Origin of the sequence: Microterricola gilva (genome assembly GCF_004217495.1) — a bacterium.
GTDB classification, from domain to species: domain Bacteria; phylum Actinomycetota; class Actinomycetes; order Actinomycetales; family Microbacteriaceae; genus Microterricola; species Microterricola gilva.
In genome coordinates this window covers 2,195,018-2,212,258 of sequence record NZ_SHLC01000001.1, presented here as the reverse complement: position 1 = coordinate 2,212,258, position 17,241 = coordinate 2,195,018, and the positions used below count along the sequence as shown (strand labels likewise).

The following is a 17,241-nucleotide window of genomic DNA, read 5'->3' as shown; positions in this document are numbered from 1 at the left end:
ATACCATCGGGGGGATGAGCGCGACGATCCCCACTCCATACGAAGACCTGCTGCGCGAGGTGCTCGCCACCGGAACGCAGAAGACCGACCGCACCGGAACCGGAACGCGCAGCGTCTTCGGACGCCAGCTGCGTTTCGACCTTTCAGAGGGCTTCCCGCTCATCACGACCAAACGGGTGCACTTCAAGTCGATCGCCTACGAGCTGCTGTGGTTCCTCCGGGGCGAGAGTAACGTCGGCTGGCTGCGCGAGAACGGCGTGACGATCTGGGACGAGTGGGCGGATGCCGCAGGCGAACTCGGCCCCGTCTACGGCGTGCAGTGGCGCTCTTGGCCGACCCCGAGCGGCGAGCAGATCGACCAGATCAGCGAGGTGATCGAGGCGATCAAGGCCACCCCGGACTCCCGCCGCCTCATCGTCAGCGCCTGGAACCCGGCCGACATCCCCGACATGGCGCTCGCGCCCTGCCACGCCCTGTTCCAGTTCTACGTGGCGGACGGCAAGCTCAGCTGCCAGCTCTACCAGCGCAGCGCCGACCTGTTCCTCGGGGTCCCGTTCAACATCGCCAGCTACGCGCTGCTCACCCACATGATCGCCGCACAGAGCGGCCTGGGCGTCGGCGACTTCGTCTGGACCGGCGGCGACTGCCACATCTACGACAACCACATCGAGCAGGTCACGGAGCAGCTCACCCGCGAGCCGTACGCCTACCCGACGCTCGAGATCACGGCCGAGCGCCCCAGCGTCTTCGACTACGAGTTCGGCGACTTCGAGGTCGTCGGCTACGAGCACCACCCCGCGATCCGCGGAGCCGTCGCCGTATGAGCGGCGTGCAGAGCGGCGGCCAGAGCGGCGTCGGCCCGATCTGCGTCGGCCTGATCTGGGCTGAGGCCCGCGGCGGCGTGATCGGCCTGGACGGCGTCATGCCGTGGCACGTGCCGGAAGATCTGGCGCACTTCAAGGCGACGACGCTCGGCGGCTCAGTGGTGATGGGCCGCAAGACCTGGGACTCGATCCCGGAGCGCTTCCGGCCATTTGCCGGCCGCGAGAACATCGTTGTCACCAGGCAGGCCGACTGGTCAGCCGACGGCGCACACGTCGCGCACTCCGTCACCGAGGCCATCGCGCTGGCGGCGAGCCTGACCCCGGGGGAGCGGGTCTGGGTCACCGGAGGAGCCGAGATCTACCGTGCGGTCCTCGCGGCATCCGATGCCTTCACCGTCGACCGGCTCGAGGTGACCGAGATCGATGACGACGTCGCCGGCGACACCCATGCGCCAACGATCGACGCCGCTTGGCACGTCGAGACGGCAGATCCGGCATCCGACTGGCATGTCTCCCGCAGTGGTCTGCCCTACCGCTTCCTGCGCTACGCGCGCGCCTGAGCGCCCGCTCTACACGCTCGGTGGAGCGTTGCTTCGTGGAATATACTGAGCATTGCTCAGGGAGGCGTCGATGCGGAACTGTGACGATCATGAGGGCAATGCGCGGGAGCCGCGGATTCAGCGGATCCGGTTGCTGAGCGCCGAACTCGACACTCTGCGCGCGGCGGCGCTGCAGCGGAGCCGTTCGATCGACACGAAGTCCTCGTTCGTCGTGGTCGCCGCCGGCGTGCTTGGCAGCGCGACGTTCAGCACGCTGATCGACCCGACGACGTGGAACCTTGGCCTGATCCCGTTCGCATTGACGCTCGCGACCGTCGTCGCTGCCACCGTCTCGCTGTGGCCAGTCGCCATCCCGCAGCCGACGGGGCGGGCCCTCGTCGACACGTGGGTCGACAGCGTGCGGGGTGCCGAGGAGCTCGAGGATTACCTGCTCGAGATGAAGGCCGTTGAAATCGAGTTCCGCGATGTGTCGAATCAGCGGCGCGCTCGGGCGACGAAGGCGGGCTTCGTCCTGCTGATCGCGGCGCTGTCAACGGCTCTCATCGTGGCCGCACTCACCGCAATGATCGAAGGAGGAAACAATGAGCAAGAGCAGCGAGCCCCGGCGCCAACCCGATCCACCACCGAAAGTCGAACCCCAGGCACAGCCTCAAACCTTCCCATCCGTTCGTCCTGACGTGAAACCCATCTTCACGCCGCTCACCGGCGACGGCACGGAACACACCACGCAGCACGTTTGAGTTGACGGCGTACGCCACGGCATCCGAGGGGCGATCATGACCGCAACTCGGATGCTGCAGTGCCGCTCGAACCGGTAGCCTAAGATTTGTGTCTGCTTCAGCGAATCCCTTCGGCCAGGTCCTCGTCGCGCTCGTGACCCCATTCACCGCGGACGGTGAAGTCGACTGGCCGGCCGTGGAGAAGCACATCGACGACGTCATCACGGCCGGTGCCGACGGCATCGTCGTGACCGGGACGACGGGCGAGACGTCCACGCTGACCGACCCGGAGAAGCTGCGCCTCGTCGAGGTCGGCAAGGATGTCGCGGCCGGCCGTGCCAGCATCATCACCGGCGGCGGCTCCAACGAGACCGCGCACGCCATCGAGCTCTACAAGGCCAGCGAGAAGGCCGGCGCCGACGGCATCATGATCGTCACGCCGTACTACAACAAGCCGACCCAGGCCGGAATCCTCACCCACTTCCGCATGGTCGCCGACGCAACCGACTTGCCCGTCATCCTCTACGACATCCCGGGCCGCACCGGCGTGCCGATCAAGTACGAGACGATCATGCGCCTCGCCAAGCACCCGAACATCCTCGCTGTGAAAGACGCCAAGGGCGACTTCAGCGAGGTCAGCCGGGTGCTCAACCAGACCGATCTGATGTACTTCTCCGGCGACGACGCCAATGTGCTCCCGCACCTGGCCATCGGCGCCACCGGCCTGATCGGCGTCACGGCGAACATCGCCCCGACGCCGTACCGCCAGATGATCGACGCCGTCAACGCCGGCGACCTGGCCACGGCCACCGCCGCGCACCAGAAGCTCGAGCCGCTCGTACGCGCCGTCATGACCCACGTTCCGGGCACCGTCGCAGCGAAGTACATCCTGCACGGCCTCGGTCGCATCGGCAGCCCGCGCGTTCGGCTGCCCCTCGTCGGACCCGAAGAGTGGGAGGCGGCGCAGATCGAAGACGAAATCGATCTGGTACGCGACATCCCCGGTGTCGACTTCTCCAACTTCCGCCCCGACCGCAACGCCGCCGCAGGTGGCGCGTTGCCAAAGGTGGCCGGCACAACACGCTAGGAAATCGCGCGAGCAGCTCGCGCGCACCACAACGAGGCCACCCCGTGGCCCGAAATACGCAAGGAGGGCATATGCCCAACGACGTCTACGCACCCGCACCGCTGCAGCCGGGAACACTGCGCATCACCCCGATCGGCGGTCTCGGCGAGATCGGCCGCAACATGACCACCTTCGAGATCGACGGCAAGATCCTGATCGTCGACTGCGGCGTGCTCTTCCCGGAGGAGCACCAGCCGGGAGTCGACCTGATCCTGCCCGACTTCAGCCCGATCAAGGACCGCCTGGACGATGTCGTCGGTGTCGTGCTCACGCACGGCCACGAAGACCACATCGGCGCGGTTCCCTACCTGCTGCGCCTGCGCGCCGACATCCCGCTGATCGGATCCACGCTGACGCTGGCCCTGATCGAGGCGAAGCTCAAAGAGCACCGCATCAAGCCGTACACCCTCAACGTCGCCGAGGGGCAGATGGAGGCGCTCGGCCCGTTCGACCTCGAGTTCGTCGCGGTCAACCACTCGATCCCCGACGCGCTGGCCGTCGTCATCCACTCTGTCGCGGGCACCGTGCTCGCCACCGGTGACTTCAAGATGGACCAGCTGCCGCTCGACGGCCGCCTCACGGACCTCCGCGAGTTCGCCCGCCTCGGCAAGAGCGGCGTCGACGTGTTCCTCGTCGACTCCACCAACGCCGACGTCCCCGGCTTCACCACCCCGGAGCGCTCCATCGGACCGGTGCTCGACCAGGTGATCTCCAAGGCCACCAAGAAGGTCGTCGTCGCCAGCTTCTCCAGCCACGTGCACCGTGTGCAGCAGGTCCTGGATGCCGCGCACGCCAACGGCCGCCGCGTCGCACTGCTCGGCCGCTCGATGGTGCGCAACATGACCATCGCAGCCGACCTCGGCTACCTCAAGGTGCCGGCCGGTGTGCTCGTCGACTACAAGAAGGCGGGCGACATCCCCGACGACAAGATCGTCTACATGTCGACCGGTTCGCAGGGCGAGCCGATGGCTGTGCTCAGCCGCATGGCGAACCGCGACCACCAGATCTCGGTCGGCGAGGGCGACACCATCATCCTCGCCTCCAGCCTCATCCCCGGCAACGAGAACGCGGTGTACCGCATCATCGACGGCCTCACCAAGATCGGCGCCAACGTCGTGCACAAGGGCAACGCCAAGGTGCACGTCTCCGGCCACGCCGCCGCGGGCGAGCTGCTCTACTGCTACAACATCCTGCAGCCGAAGAATGTGCTGCCTGTACACGGGGAGTTCCGTCACCTGCACGCCAACGCACAGCTGGCGATCCAGACCGGCATCCCGGAGGAGAACGTCTTCGAGGGCGAGGACGGCTCCGTCTACGACCTCAAGAACGGCGTGATGACCCAGGTCGGCCAGCTCGACATCGGCTTCGTCTATGTCGACGGCTCCACCGTCGGCGAGATCACCGACGCCGACCTCAAGGACCGTCGCATCCTCGGCGAGGAGGGCTTCATCTCGGTCATCGTCGTCGTCGACGCCGCAACCGGCAAGATCATCACCGGCCCGGAGATCCACGCCAAGGGCTTCGCGGAGGACGACGCCATCTTCGACGCCGTCAAGCCCAAGATCGCGGCCGCGCTGGCGGACTCCGCGCAGAACGGTGTGCGTGACACGCACGCCCTCGCCCAGGTCGTGCGCCGCACAGTCGGTCGCTGGGTGAATGTGTCCTACCGCCGCCGCCCGATGATCGTTCCGCTCGTCATCGAGGCATAGGGCTCACCGCCTGAGAACGCCGAGAGCTCCGGATGCCGCGTCGCGCGGCATCCGGAGCTCTTCTCATTCGCCCTCAGGTATGACCCTGAATCATCCCTGAGGAGGGCGTGCCTGCCCTCGGCCGGCCGATAGCGTTGGGGTTTACGTTCTCGCCGAAACAAGGGGGCCCTGTGGGCGTCGTACGCAAATGGATCTTTCCGATCCTCAGACTTCTGCTGTTGGCCGCCCTCGCGGCGGCGCTCGTGAAGATCGCATTCTTCCCCGACAACGCCGAGGCGAGCGACCCGGCGCAGCCGAGCGGTCAGATCACGCAGCCGGAGGTCGCCGTCGCCCTCGGCAACATCACCAACGAGGTGACGTTGAAGGGTTCCGTCGCCGCCGACCCAGCCGTGGCCGTGACCGCGACGGGCATGGGGAAGGTCGACGAGGTGTTCGTGTCCGTCGGGCAGTGGGTGGATGCAGGCACGAAGCTGTACGACATCAAGGTCGAGACCGTGCCAGAGCCCGTCGAGGGCGTCGGACCGGACGGCATGCCGACGATCGCACAGCCGAAACCGACGATCAGCTACGCCAAGGTGTTCGCGCCGATCGGCGGCACCCTCACCGCGCTCACCGTCTTGGAGGGGCAGCAGCTCGCCGTCGGCGACACGACGGGGCAGATCGCGCCGCCGAGCTTCTCGGTGACCGGCGCACTCAGCCCCGAACAGCAGTACAGGCTCGTCAGCAAGCCGACTGAGGCCATGATCGCCATCACGGGCGGGCCGGCACCGTTCCAGTGCACGGGCCTGACGATCACGACGCCGCTGCCGGGGACCGGAGACGGAGCCGGCACGGCTACGGGCGGAGCGGGAACCGGGACGGCCGGCGGCACGGGAACCACCGTGCGCTGCGCGGTTCCGGCCGACATCACGGTCTTCGCCGGGCTCGCCGCCGACATCACCATCGCGGCGGGCAGCGCGGAGAACGTGCTCACCATTCCCACGACGGCGGTCAAGGGCTCGGCGGAGAACGGCACCGTCTTCGCCCCGCTGCCGGACGGCGGCACAGAGGAACGGCCGGTCGTGCTCGGCCTGAACGACGGCACCTCCGTCGAGATCGTCAGCGGCCTGGCCGAGGGCGACACGATCCTGGAGTTCGTGCCAGGCGCCCCGCCCGCGCTCGACGCCGGCTGCATGCCGATGCCGGGCGGCGGCGTCGCGTGCGAGGGCAAGTGACCGTGCTGCTCACACTCGACGGGGTGACGAAGACGGTCCCGCTGCCGGACGCCGCGCCGCTCACGATCCTGCACGGCATCGACCTGGAGGTGGCTGCCGGCGACCGGCTCTCGATCGTCGGCCGTTCGGGCTCGGGAAAATCGACGCTGCTCAACCTCATGGGGCTGCTCGACGGACCGTCAACCGGAACGATCACCTTCGACGGCCGTCAGGTCGAGAAGTTCTCCTCGGCCGAACGCGACAGGGTGCGCGGCCGCGAGATCGGCTTCATCTTCCAGCAGTTCAACCTGCTCCCTGGCCGCACGGCCAGGGAGAACGTGATGACGCCGCTGCTCTACTCGAGCGGCAAGCAGTTCTGGAACCGCTCGAAACTGGCCGCCGAGATGCTCGATCGGGTCGGCCTCGGTCACCGGATCGACTCCATGCCGGAGAAGCTCTCCGGCGGCGAGCAGCAGCGGGTCGCCATCGCGCGCTCTCTGGTGCGCGGGCCACGGGTGATCCTGGCCGACGAGCCGACCGGAGCGCTCGACGTGGAGACGGGAGCCACTGTGATGGAGCTGCTCGATGAGGTGGCGCTCTCCACCGGTGCGGCTCTCGTCACCATCACCCACGACCCGGCGATCGCCGATCTGGCGACGCGACACCTGCTGCTGGATCACGGGGTGCTCAGCGTCGTGCGCGACGACGGCGGACCCGGCGATCTCGTCGCCGTCCGCAGGCAACTGCCGCGGGCGGCATCCGTGCTCAGCGGGGTGCACCGGGAGCGGGGCCTCGGCACGGAGCTCGGCTTCGACGCCGACTCCGACGAGGGGATCAGCGCGTGAGCCGGCTGTTCACCGAGCTCGTCGGTGCGCTCAGCGAGGCGTGGCAGGAGCTGCGGATCCACCGCACCCGCGTGCTGCTCTCCCTGATCGGCGTGGCCGTTGCCGTGTGCGCCATCACGACGGTCGTCGGCGTCGCCGGCATCGCCGGGCAGGCGATGACCGAGAGCAACGAGCGCTACGGCGGCCGCTCGGCCACCCTCAAACTCTCGGCGTACTCGGCTGACGGCAGCACCATCGATCCGGAGCTGATGAGCGCGATCTGGCAGCAGAGCCTCGAGCGCTACGGCGTCGACTACGCCGGCCGCGTCGGCTACGGGCAGGCGACGGTGCAGTTCGTCGACGGCGCCGTGAACCTCTCGGTGCAGGCCGTCGACCAGCCCTACGCGGTGATGCACCGTCTGCAGATGGACCACGGCAGCTGGTTCGGCGAGGGCGATGAGCAGCGTCTGGCCCCGGCGATCGTCGTGAACGAGGCATTCTGGCAGCGGCTCGGCGCCCCCGATCTGGACCAGAACCCCACGGTGAAGCTGCTGGGGGAGTCGCCGATGACGGCGGTCGTCGTCGGCGTCCACCGCTCGCAGAGCTGGGACACCGAACCGACGATGTATATGCTCAGCGACGCATATGCCGCGATCGCCCCGGCGGCGCAGCCGGTGCAGCAGCCGGAGTACGAGCTGTGGGTTCCGCCGGAGCTGAGCGAGCAGATGCGGGTCGAGATGCAGGCCGATGTGCAGGCCAGACTCGGCGACGGTTTCACGGCCGAGGTCTACCGTTCCGATCCAGGCGCCTACGACGACGATCCGATGCTCTCGCTCAAGCTGATGGTCGGCGGCGTCGCGGCGCTCGTGCTCCTGCTCGGCGCGCTCGGGCTCGTGAACATCGCGATGGTCACGGTTAAGCAGCGGATCCGCGAGATCGGCATCCGTCGCAGCTTCGGGGCGACGGCAGGGCGGGTGTTCTTCGCCGTGATGATGGAGAGCGTCGTGGCGACGATCGCGGCAGGCGCGGTCGGCGTCACGCTGGCGATCCTTATCGTCAAGTCTCCGATGGTCGAGGAGTTCATCGGTCAGGGCATGATCACCGACTTCCCGCCGTTCCCCGCAGAGGCCGCACTGCTCGGCATGGTCTGCGCGACCGTCGTCGGCGCCCTGGCCGGGCTGATGCCAGCCCTCGTCGCTGTCCGGGCCAAGGTCATCGACGCCATCCGCTACTGACTCCCGCCGCTGCACCGACGTTCCATTGAGAGCGGTCAGATGGCCATTTCACAGGCCGAAAGGCGGCCATATGGCCGCTCTCAACGGACTGTGGGGGCGGGAGGGGCCGCCCTAGACTGAGTGGGCGGTGGACGGCGCCGGGGGTGCGCCGTTCGGGAGGGACACTTCGTGACGGATGCGGGGCAATCGGCTGCGGCATCCGATGCGACAGAGCAGGCGGGCAACGCCCCGCAGGCCCGCGTCGCCGCACCCGCACCCGCACGCGCTCGCCGCAGAGGCATCGCCCGGATGTTCCCGGACGATCTGCTCCGGCGCTCGGCGCTGACCCTCTCCGTGCTCGCCGTCCTGCTCGTCGTCGGCGTGCTCAGCCAGGCGCTCTGGCTGCCGGCCTCCGCGGCCGGCTGGTACGAGAACGTCGCATACGGCCTGCCGGCATTCGAGGCCGGGCGCTGGTGGACGCCGCTCACCGGAACGTTCCTCGCCGCGGAGCCGAGCCACTACGTGCCCATCACGGTGCTCATCCTCGGCGGGCTCGGCTGGGCCGAACGCGTGCTCGGCGCGCGGCGCGCCGCCCTGATCTTCGCAGGCGGTCAGCTCTTCGCGATCGTCGCGACGGCACTGCTGCTCCTGGCGCTCCGGCCGAGCGGCTGGCCGTGGGCGGTTGACCTCGCGTCGCAGCTCGACGTCGGGCCGTCTGGCGGCGCCTTCGCCTGCGCGGCCGCCGCGACCGCCGCCCTGCGCGCCCCGTGGCGGCTGCGGGCTCGCCTCGCCCTCGCCTCCTGGGTCGGCATCGCCGCGCTCTATTTCGGCACGCTGCCAGACGTCGAGCACCTCTTCGGTGTCGCCATCGCGCTCGTGGTCGTGCCGCTGCTCCCGCGCTACCGAAAGCCGCTCGGCCGCCCGAGCGAACGCGAGTGGCGCCTGCTCGCCTTCTCCGGGCTGGTCGTGATCGCCGTCGTGCAGGTGATCGTGAACCTCGCGACGCTCAACGGGCCGCTCGGCACGTCCGTGTCGTCGACCGCGCTCTGGGGCGATGTCCTCATCGACGTCGTGATCATCCTGCTGATCGGCAACGGCGTGCGCCGCGGCGTGCGTCTCGCCTGGTGGATCGCCGTCGTGCTGGCGCTGCTGAACCAGCTGCAGCTGATCCTCATCGTGCTCGTCCTGGCGCTCGGCGCAGGCACCCTCGACGGCGCCGGCTTCGCCGCGGCATCCTCGGTGCTCTGGCTGGCCCAACTCGCGGTGCTGCTCGTCGGCCGCGGGGCATTCCGGGTTCCGCTGCGTCGGCGTCGGCGCCGGCTGGGCGGCGCGGTGGAGAGCGACGCCGCCGAGGCACGCCGCCTGCTGCACAGCGTCGGCGGTGGCGTGATCTCCTGGATGAGCACGTGGGGCGGCAACGAGTACTTCTTCTCCCGGCCTGCCCCGGATGCCGCGGCCGACGCCGTCGTCGCCTACCAGCGCCACGCCGGCGTCGCCATCGCACTCGGCGACCCCATCGCGACGCCAGCGCGCCTCGCGACCGTGGTGCACGAGTTCGCGGCGACCGCGCAGCACTCCGGCCTGACACCGTGCGCCTTCTCCGTCTCGGCCGCCGTGGCGCACGGCGCGCCGGAGGGCTGGCGCAGCCTGCAGGTGGCCGAGGACACGCTGATCGACCTGCCGGCCATGGAGATGCGCGGCAAACGGTGGCAGAACGTGCGTGCGGCGCTCAACCGGGCCGAGCGTGAGGGGATCAGCTTCCGGCTCTGTCGCCTCACCGACGAGCCGTGGGCGGTGCTGGCCCAGGTGCGCGCCATCTCGGAGCAGTGGGTCGGCGACAAGGGCCTGCCGGAGATGAAGTTCACACTCGGCGGCGTCGACGACGCGCTCGACCCCGAGGTGTTGGTCGGGATCGCCGTCGACGCCGACGGCAGCATCCACGGCGTGACCTCCTGGTTGCCCGTCTACGGGCCGGGCGGCACCGTGACCGGCTGGACGCTCGACCTGATGCGGAGGCGCGACGGCGGATTCGGCCCGGTGATGGAGTTCCTGATCGCCTCCTCCGCCCTCGCATTCAAGGAACAGGGAGCGCTCGTCGCCTCGCTCTCCGGTGCGCCACTCGTCAACAGCGCTGCGGGGGAGCAGGGCCCCATCGAGCGCGTACTCGATGTGATCGCCACGACGCTCGAACCGCTCTACGGCTTCCACTCGCTGCACCAGTTCAAGGCCAAGTTCAACCCGCGTCCAGAGCCGCTGTACCTGCTCTACCGCGACGAAGCCGATCTGCCGCGGATCGGAATCGCGCTGACCAAGGCCTACCTCCCCGACGCCTCCCTGCGCGATCTGGTGCGCTCGGCCGTCTGAGTCAGATCCGCGCAGATCCAACACTCGCCGCCGCTTGCACGCCAATGTCGGCGGCCCCAAGTACCGTGGAATCTATGGCAACAAGCACTAAGCCGACCGGGCGCGGCGGCAACACTTCCGGGCGCGCCTCCGGTTCGGCAGGAGCGGCCTCCAAGACCGGTGCAACCCCGACCAAGCGCGCGCCGCGACAGACGGCGGCGCAGAAGACCGTCAAGTTCGAGGCGATCGAGGAGAAGCCTGCACTCATCGTGCGCATGTGGATGGGCCTCGCCCACCTGACCGGCGGCGCGTTCCGTGCGCTCGGCCCCGAGAAGCTCGCCAAGGAGGAGCGCCGCGACGGCCTGCCCTTCTTCCTCGTGCTGCTCGCCGTCGCCGGCGCGGGCGTCGAGTGGTTCCTCATCAACAACGAGGTCGCGCAGAACCTCGACGCCTGGACGTTCGGCGGACTGTTCGGCCGTGTGGCGTTCGCCCTGCCCGTGATCATGCTGCTCTTCGCCGGCTGGCTGTTCCGGCATCCTGCCAGCGTGCACGACAACACCCGCATCGGCATCGGCCTGGGGATCCTGCTCGTCTGCGTCTCCGGCCTCTCGCACATCTTCGGTGGCCAGCCGGCACCGTCAGAGGGCATGCCTGTGCTTGCCCAGGCCGGTGGCATCCTCGGCTGGATGATCGCCGCTCCGCTGATTCTCCTCATCACGCCGGTCGGGGCCACGATCGTCATCTCGCTGCTCCTGCTGCTCTCGCTCTTCATCATCACCAAGACCCCGCCGAACAAGCTGCCGCAGCGTCTGCGCGAGCTCTACGCCTGGCTGTTCGGTGAGCAGCTTCCGGATGCCGAGGCGCGTGCAGCCGCCAAGCAGGAGAAGCTCGAGAGCAAGCAGGTCGAGCTGGACGGCATCGACGCGCTCTCCAAGCTCGCCGAGGACGACGACGAGGAGCAGGGCGGCAACGGCGCCCTGCCGTGGTGGCGTCGCAACAACTCGCAGCGCGAGGAGGACCCCGACTTCGGCGGGGCGATCGTCGACGATCTCACGGCCGTGTTCGGCTCCGAGCCGTCCGCCGGCGGATTCGACAGCGCGCTCGAGGGCGTTCCGGCCCCGGCAGCATCCCCGGCGCAGGGCATCGGCTTCGGGGCGGCTCCGACCGCCCAGGACAGCGCGGCCGGCTACAACACCGAGGTGCTCGGCGATCTTGCCCAGGCCGAGGCCGCGCTCAAGCGCTACACCGGCGACATCCAGCTCCAGCGCGGCTCGACGGGCCTGCAGGGAGACGACCAGGGCGAGGATGCCTCGCTCGCCGCGACCGGCGTGCTGCCCGGCTTCGGGCTCGAGGGCGACGACTTCGACGCTGATGCCCTCGGTGACGCCGTGCCGGCCGGCCCCGCCGCACCGTACAACCTGCCGTCCGCGTCGACGCTCGCCGCCGGGGCGCCGGCCAAGACCCGCTCCGCCGCCAACGACGAGGTCGTGCGGGCGATCACCGATGTGCTGCAGCAGTTCTCGGTCGACGCCAAGGTCACCGGCTTCTCCCGCGGACCGACGGTCACCCAGTACGAGGTCGAGCTCGGCCCCGGTGTCAAGGTCGAGCGCGTCACGGCGCTCTCCAAGAACCTCAGCTATGCCGTCGCCTCGAACGAGGTCCGCATCCTCTCGCCGATCCCGGGCAAGAGCGCGATCGGCATCGAGATCCCCAACACCGACCGCGAGATCGTCACCCTCGGCGACGTGCTGCGCTCCGGTGCCTCCACGAACAGCACCCACCCGATGACCATCGGCGTCGGCAAGGATGTCGGCGGCGGCTACGTCGTGGCGAACCTCGCCAAGATGCCCCACCTGCTCGTGGCCGGTTCCACCGGCTCGGGTAAGTCGAGCTTCGTGAACTCCATGATCACGAGCCTCCTGATGCGCGCCAAGCCGAGCGACGTGCGCATGGTGCTGATCGACCCCAAGCGCGTCGAGCTGGCGCCATATGCCGGTGTTCCGCACCTGATCACGCCCATCATCACGAACCCGAAGAAGGCCGCTGAGGCGCTCTCCTGGGTGGTCAAAGAGATGGACATGCGCTACGACGACCTGGCGAGCTTCGGCTTCCGCCACATCGACGACTTCAACAAGGCGGTTGTCAACAACGAGATCATCCTGCCGGCCGGCAGCGAGCGCCAGCTCAAGCCGTACCCGTACCTGCTCGTCGTCGTCGACGAGCTCGCCGACCTCATGATGGTGGCCCCGCGCGATGTCGAGGACTCGATCGTGCGCATCACCCAGCTCGCCCGCGCCTCCGGCATCCACCTCGTGCTGGCGACGCAACGCCCGTCGGTCGACGTCGTCACCGGTCTGATCAAGGCCAATGTGCCGAGCCGCCTCGCCTTCGCCGTGACCAGCGTCACCGACTCCCGCGTCATCCTCGACCAGCCAGGCGCCGATAAGCTCATCGGCCAGGGCGACGCCCTGTTCCTGCCGATGGGCGCGTCCAAGGCGCTCCGCGTGCAGGGTGCCTGGGTCAGCGAGAGCGAGATCGAACGCGTCGTCAAGCACGTCACGCAGCAGGCCCGCCCCGAGTACCGGCAGGATGTCGCGGCCTCGGTCGAGCGCAAGGAGATCGACTCCGACATCGGCGACGACCTCGAGCTGCTGCTGGCGGCTGCCGAGCTCGTCGTGTCCACCCAGTTCGGCTCGACGTCCATGCTGCAGCGCAAGCTCCGCGTCGGCTTCGCCAAGGCCGGCCGCCTGATGGACCTGCTGGAGAGCCGCGAGATCGTCGGGCCGTCGGAAGGCTCGAAGGCGCGCGACGTGCTCGTCACGGCCGAACAGCTCGGGGGAGTGCTCGCCAAGCTGCGCGGAGAGGAGCCTCGCGAGCAGGCTGCCCCGGCATCCGCCCCGGCACCGGCCCAGGCGCCGGTCGAGCACGACCCCTATGGCGGTGACCCCGTCGCGAAGATGACGGAGGGGTACCCTGAGGTCGAGGGCGACACCGACGAGGACGCCTGGAATCTGACCGGTAGGGACTAGCCGCACACATGACACCCAGCGACATGGCGCCCGCCACTCGGCCGAGCAACTGGAACGCCCCGAACATCATCACCGTCATTCGGATCCTGCTCGCCCCGATCTTCTTCTGGATGCTGCTCGCCGACGACGGAGCCGATGGTGCCCTGCGGTGGTGGGCGGCCGTGCTGTTCATCGTGGCGATCGGCACAGACGGCATCGACGGCGCGATCGCGCGCCGCAAGAACCTCGTCACCGACCTCGGCAAAATCCTCGACCCGATCGCCGACAAACTGCTCACGAGCGGTGCACTCGTCTGCCTGTCGATCCTCGGCGAACTGCCCTGGTGGGTCACGGCGATCATTGTCGTGCGCGAGGTCGGCATCACCGTGTGGCGCTTCGTCGAACTCGGCCGTGGCAACGTCGTGCCGGCGTCGAAGGGCGGCAAGCTCAAGACGCTCGTGCAGTCCGTGGCCATCTCGCTCGCGTTGCTGCCGTTCTGGACCGTGTTCGGCGAGTGGGTGCACTGGGTCAACGGCATCGCCATGACGGCGGCCGTCGTGATCACCGTGTACACGGGGGTGCAGTACCTCGTCGACGCGGCACGCCTGAAGAAGAGCAGTGTCTGATTCACTCGAGTCGGCGCCATCCGGGTCGGCTCCGATCGGATCGACGTCAACCGAGTCTGAGGCCTTCCCGCTCATCGTCGCGGATGCCGCAGCGCGCGTCATCGCGGAGCTCACCCAACGCGGGGAGACGCTCGGCGTCGCCGAGTCGCTGACCGGCGGGCTCCTCGCCGCCGAGCTCGTGAACGTCCCAGGCGCCTCCGCCGTCTTCCGCGGCGGCGTTGTGGCCTACGACACCGCGATCAAGGGCAGCGTGCTCGGTGTCGATGCCACACTGCTCGCCGAGCGTGGAGCCGTTGACGCCGAGGTGGCGCGCCAGATGGCTGATCGCGTGCGTGCGGTGCTCGCCGTCGATGGGCGGAGCGCCGAATACGGCCTGGCGACGACCGGAGTCGCCGGCCCCGACCCGCAGGACGGCCAGCCGCCCGGCACCGTCTTCATCGCCGTGGCCTCGGCCGCCGGCGTCACCGTCAGTCGGCTCCGACTCGACGGCGACCGCGCCGCCATCCGGGCGGCGACCGTGCAGGCCGCACTCGCCCTGCTCGCCGATGGACTCGGCCTCACGCCACGTCCCTAGGCCGTGCTCACTCCGCGGCGGCCGGGTCGCGGCGGCGATACCGGTTCGCGGGTCGACCGGCCGTGCCGTAGCGCGGTTCAACGGCGAGATCCCCGAGGTCGACGAGGTGCTCAAGGTAACGGCGGGCACTGACCCGCGACATCCCGAGCGTCTCGGCGATCTCGCTGGCCGAGACATCGCCGGCAGAGCGCGCGATGGCTGCGCTCACGCGGGCGAGGCTCGCCGCGGAGAGCCCCTTCGGCGGCAGCGGCAGCCGGATCCCGCCCGTCGCCGGTGATCCGAGCATCCGGTCCACCGCGCGTTGGTCGAGCTCGATGCTGCTGTCGGCCGCCAGCGTCTGCGCCCCACGCCATACCTCCTCGAGCCGCTCATTCAGGCTCGCTCCCGTGAACGGCTTCACGAGGTAGTGCCGCACACCGAGCTGCCGTGCCTGACGGATCGTGTCCAGGTCGCGTGCCGCAGTCACGGCGATCACCTCCACATCGTTGCCGGCCGCGCGCAGGCGACGCAACACCTCGATCCCACTGAGGTCCGGCATGTAGATGTCGAGCAGGATGAGGGCGGGCTTCAACCGTTCGATCACGCTGAGTGCCGCCTCCCCGGTGTGCGCCTCGGCGAGCACCTGAAAGCCGCGGTGGGCCTCGATGAAGCGTCGGTTGACTTGGGCGACGGCGAAATCGTCGTCGACAACGATCGCGCTGAGAACACTCATGGTCGTCCCTCCCGGGCGACGGCGAGGGTTCCGGATGCCGCGGGCGGCTGCACTCGTGTCATCCACACGCTGAAGCGGGCGCCGCCAAGCGGAGACGCGCTCACGGTGGCACTGCCGCCGAGTCGTTCGGCAACGCGCCTGACGATCGTGAGACCGATGCCGCGTCGGTCGCGGCCCCGATCGAGTTCCTTGCTGGTAATGCCGCTCTCGAAAATGCGGTCCCGGTCCTCTGGCTGCACGCCTGGCCCATCGTCGTCGACCAGCACGTGCACCCACCCCTCGCGCTCGTCATCCCGCACCGACACGGAGATCGTGCCGCCGAGCACGCACGCGTCGAGGGCGTTGTCGACGACGTTGCCGACAACGGTGAGCAGGTCGCTCCGTGCGGCCGCGGATCCTGTGAGCAGGTGCGAATCGGTGCCGATGCTCACCGTGATGCCGAGCTCCTGGGCGCGGGAGCGTTTGGCCAACAACAGAGCGGAGAGTTCGATGTCGGCGATGCCGCTGTCCTCGTCGAGATTCGAGAGTGCGCCGCCGACGCCGGCGCGCTCGATGAAGTCCATGGCCGCGTCGATGTGGCCGAGCTCCAGCAGTCCGTTGACGACATGCAGCTTGTTGGCGAACTCGTGCGACTGCGCCCGCAGCCCGTCGGCCAGACTCTGCGCGCCCTGCAGATCGCGCAGCACAGCCTCAAGCTCTGTGCGGTCGCGCAGAATCGCGATCGATCCGATCTCGCGGCCATCGACGACGACCCTGTCGCTGTGCACGAGCAGTACTCGTTCACCGGAGAGCGCGAGTGTCTCGAGCTTCTCACCGGAGGCGATGAAACGCACAAGCTGCTCGTCGAGCACGGCGGAGATCGGTTGGCCGACCGCCGTCGGCGCGTCCGGCACATCGAGCAGGCGCGCAGCGGCGTCGTTCATCAGCACAATCCGCCCGCTCTGGTCCACGGCCACCAAACCCTCCCGGATGCCGTGCAGCATGGCCTCGCGCGTCTCGAGGAGCCCCCGGATCTCCTCGGGCTCGAGCCCGAAGATGCGGCGACGGATCACCGCTCCGAGCCAGGCTGAGGCCACAACGCCCAGGCTGGCGGCAACGGTGAGTGCCAACAGAAGCCAGCCGACGTTCCCGACGAAGTCGCTGCGCAGCTCGGACTCGAGGATGCCGACGGACACCTGGCCGATCACGGCGCCCGATCCGGCATCCTCGGCGCCGCCGTCGAAGACAGGCACCTTCACACGCCACGATTCGCCGAGGGTTCCCGTCTGCGTGCCCACGTAGATCTCGCCGGAGAGCGGGATGGACGGATCGGTCGACACGGGCTTGCCGATGAGGTCCGTGTTGGGGTGCGAGTACCGGATGCCGTCGGCGTTGGCGACGACCACGTAGGTCACATCCGATGCGTCGCGGATGAGCTCGGCGATGGGCTGGACCGTGACCGCCGGATCCTCGTCGTCGAATGCGCTGAAGATGGCCGGCAATGAGGCGATGGACTGGGCGACCGCGATCATGCGGTCGAGGTAAGCGTCGCGGAGTTGACGTTCCTGCAACCAGATCGCTGTCGCGCCTGTTCCGAGAACGGTTCCGAGCACGATGACGAGTTGCAGCAAGACGAGCTGCACGCGCAGCGACATTGACCGGCCCACCGCTCAAGTCTGCATCAGTTGCGCACCGGCTTCGCACCACGATGCGCGACCAATACGACCGAAACGACCGTTACCTTCGCATTCTTCCGCTCCGGCATCCGTCAGCCATAACGTCACCAGCACATCGATCGTCACGCCCGGCCATCCCGGGCAACTCAAGGAG

15 protein-coding genes are annotated in these 17,241 nt (G+C 68.7%); 12 read left to right on the top strand and 3 right to left on the bottom strand.

Annotated elements, in window-relative coordinates:
• Nucleotides 1–14 precede the first annotated feature (14 nt).
• From EV379_RS10295 to EV379_RS10240, 12 genes are all read left to right on the top strand, one after another.
• Entirely contained in the window at nucleotides 15–824 is an 810-nt protein-coding gene (locus EV379_RS10295) for a thymidylate synthase (RefSeq protein ID WP_130506055.1), read from the top strand.
• Nucleotides 821–1,384 (top strand): dihydrofolate reductase, encoded by a 564-nt coding sequence (locus EV379_RS10290; RefSeq protein WP_130506054.1) that lies wholly within the window; start codon nucleotides 821–823, stop codon nucleotides 1,382–1,384. Before EV379_RS10295 ends, EV379_RS10290 begins: the two co-directional genes overlap by 4 nt.
• A gap of 211 nt (nucleotides 1,385–1,595) precedes the next feature.
• Nucleotides 1,596–2,060, top strand: a complete 465-nt coding sequence (locus tag EV379_RS10285; protein WP_130506053.1) for a hypothetical protein — start codon at nucleotides 1,596–1,598, stop codon at nucleotides 2,058–2,060.
• A gap of 152 nt (nucleotides 2,061–2,212) precedes the next feature.
• On the top strand, nucleotides 2,213–3,190 hold the full coding sequence (gene dapA / locus EV379_RS10280; protein ID WP_130506052.1) for a 4-hydroxy-tetrahydrodipicolinate synthase: 978 nt from the start codon (nucleotides 2,213–2,215) through the stop codon (nucleotides 3,188–3,190).
• Nucleotides 3,191–3,261: 71 nt separating this feature from the next.
• Nucleotides 3,262–4,938 carry a ribonuclease J gene (locus EV379_RS10275; RefSeq protein WP_130506051.1) on the top strand — a complete coding sequence of 559 codons (1,677 nt, stop codon included), beginning with the start codon at nucleotides 3,262–3,264 and terminating at the stop codon, nucleotides 4,936–4,938.
• Nucleotides 4,939–5,108: 170 nt separating this feature from the next.
• Complete coding sequence (locus EV379_RS10270; RefSeq protein WP_130506050.1) at nucleotides 5,109–6,152, top strand: efflux RND transporter periplasmic adaptor subunit; 1,044 nt, start codon at nucleotides 5,109–5,111, stop codon at nucleotides 6,150–6,152.
• A gap of 5 nt (nucleotides 6,153–6,157) precedes the next feature.
• Nucleotides 6,158–6,976, top strand: coding sequence for an ABC transporter ATP-binding protein (locus EV379_RS10265; RefSeq protein WP_130507407.1), 819 nt, complete (start codon nucleotides 6,158–6,160; stop codon nucleotides 6,974–6,976).
• On the top strand, nucleotides 6,973–8,190 hold the full coding sequence (locus tag EV379_RS10260) for an ABC transporter permease (protein ID WP_130506049.1): 1,218 nt from the start codon (nucleotides 6,973–6,975) through the stop codon (nucleotides 8,188–8,190). The genes EV379_RS10265 and EV379_RS10260 overlap by 4 nt, the downstream gene beginning before the upstream one ends.
• Nucleotides 8,191–8,358: 168 nt before the next feature.
• Entirely contained in the window at nucleotides 8,359–10,533 is a 2,175-nt protein-coding gene (locus EV379_RS10255; protein WP_242616323.1) for a bifunctional lysylphosphatidylglycerol flippase/synthetase MprF, read from the top strand.
• A 74-nt stretch (nucleotides 10,534–10,607) separates the two neighbouring features.
• Complete coding sequence (locus EV379_RS10250) at nucleotides 10,608–13,541, top strand: FtsK/SpoIIIE family DNA translocase (protein ID WP_130506048.1); 2,934 nt, start codon at nucleotides 10,608–10,610, stop codon at nucleotides 13,539–13,541.
• Nucleotides 13,542–13,549: 8 nt separating this feature from the next.
• Nucleotides 13,550–14,146 carry a CDP-diacylglycerol--glycerol-3-phosphate 3-phosphatidyltransferase gene (pgsA, locus tag EV379_RS10245; RefSeq protein WP_207226230.1) on the top strand — a complete coding sequence of 199 codons (597 nt, stop codon included), beginning with the start codon at nucleotides 13,550–13,552 and terminating at the stop codon, nucleotides 14,144–14,146.
• A 73-nt stretch (nucleotides 14,147–14,219) separates the two neighbouring features.
• Nucleotides 14,220–14,720, top strand: coding sequence for a CinA family protein (locus EV379_RS10240; RefSeq protein ID WP_130507404.1), 501 nt, complete (start codon nucleotides 14,220–14,222; stop codon nucleotides 14,718–14,720).
• 7 nt (nucleotides 14,721–14,727) lie between these two features.
• Here the strand turns inward: EV379_RS10240 and EV379_RS10235 are convergent, their stop codons facing one another.
• The 3 genes from EV379_RS10235 to EV379_RS17505 are packed head-to-tail and all read right to left on the bottom strand — an operon-like array spanning nucleotide 14,728 to nucleotide 17,213.
• A complete protein-coding gene (locus EV379_RS10235; RefSeq protein ID WP_130506047.1) occupies nucleotides 14,728–15,432 on the bottom strand; it encodes a response regulator in 705 nt (234 codons plus the stop codon).
• Nucleotides 15,429–17,078, bottom strand: a complete 1,650-nt coding sequence (locus EV379_RS10230; RefSeq protein WP_242616322.1) for an ATP-binding protein — start codon at nucleotides 17,076–17,078, stop codon at nucleotides 15,429–15,431. The genes EV379_RS10235 and EV379_RS10230 overlap by 4 nt, the downstream gene beginning before the upstream one ends.
• A 3-nt stretch (nucleotides 17,079–17,081) precedes the next feature.
• On the bottom strand, nucleotides 17,082–17,213 hold the full coding sequence (locus EV379_RS17505) for a hypothetical protein (protein ID WP_278044028.1): 132 nt from the start codon (nucleotides 17,211–17,213) through the stop codon (nucleotides 17,082–17,084).
• Nucleotides 17,214–17,241: the final 28 nt, after the last annotated feature.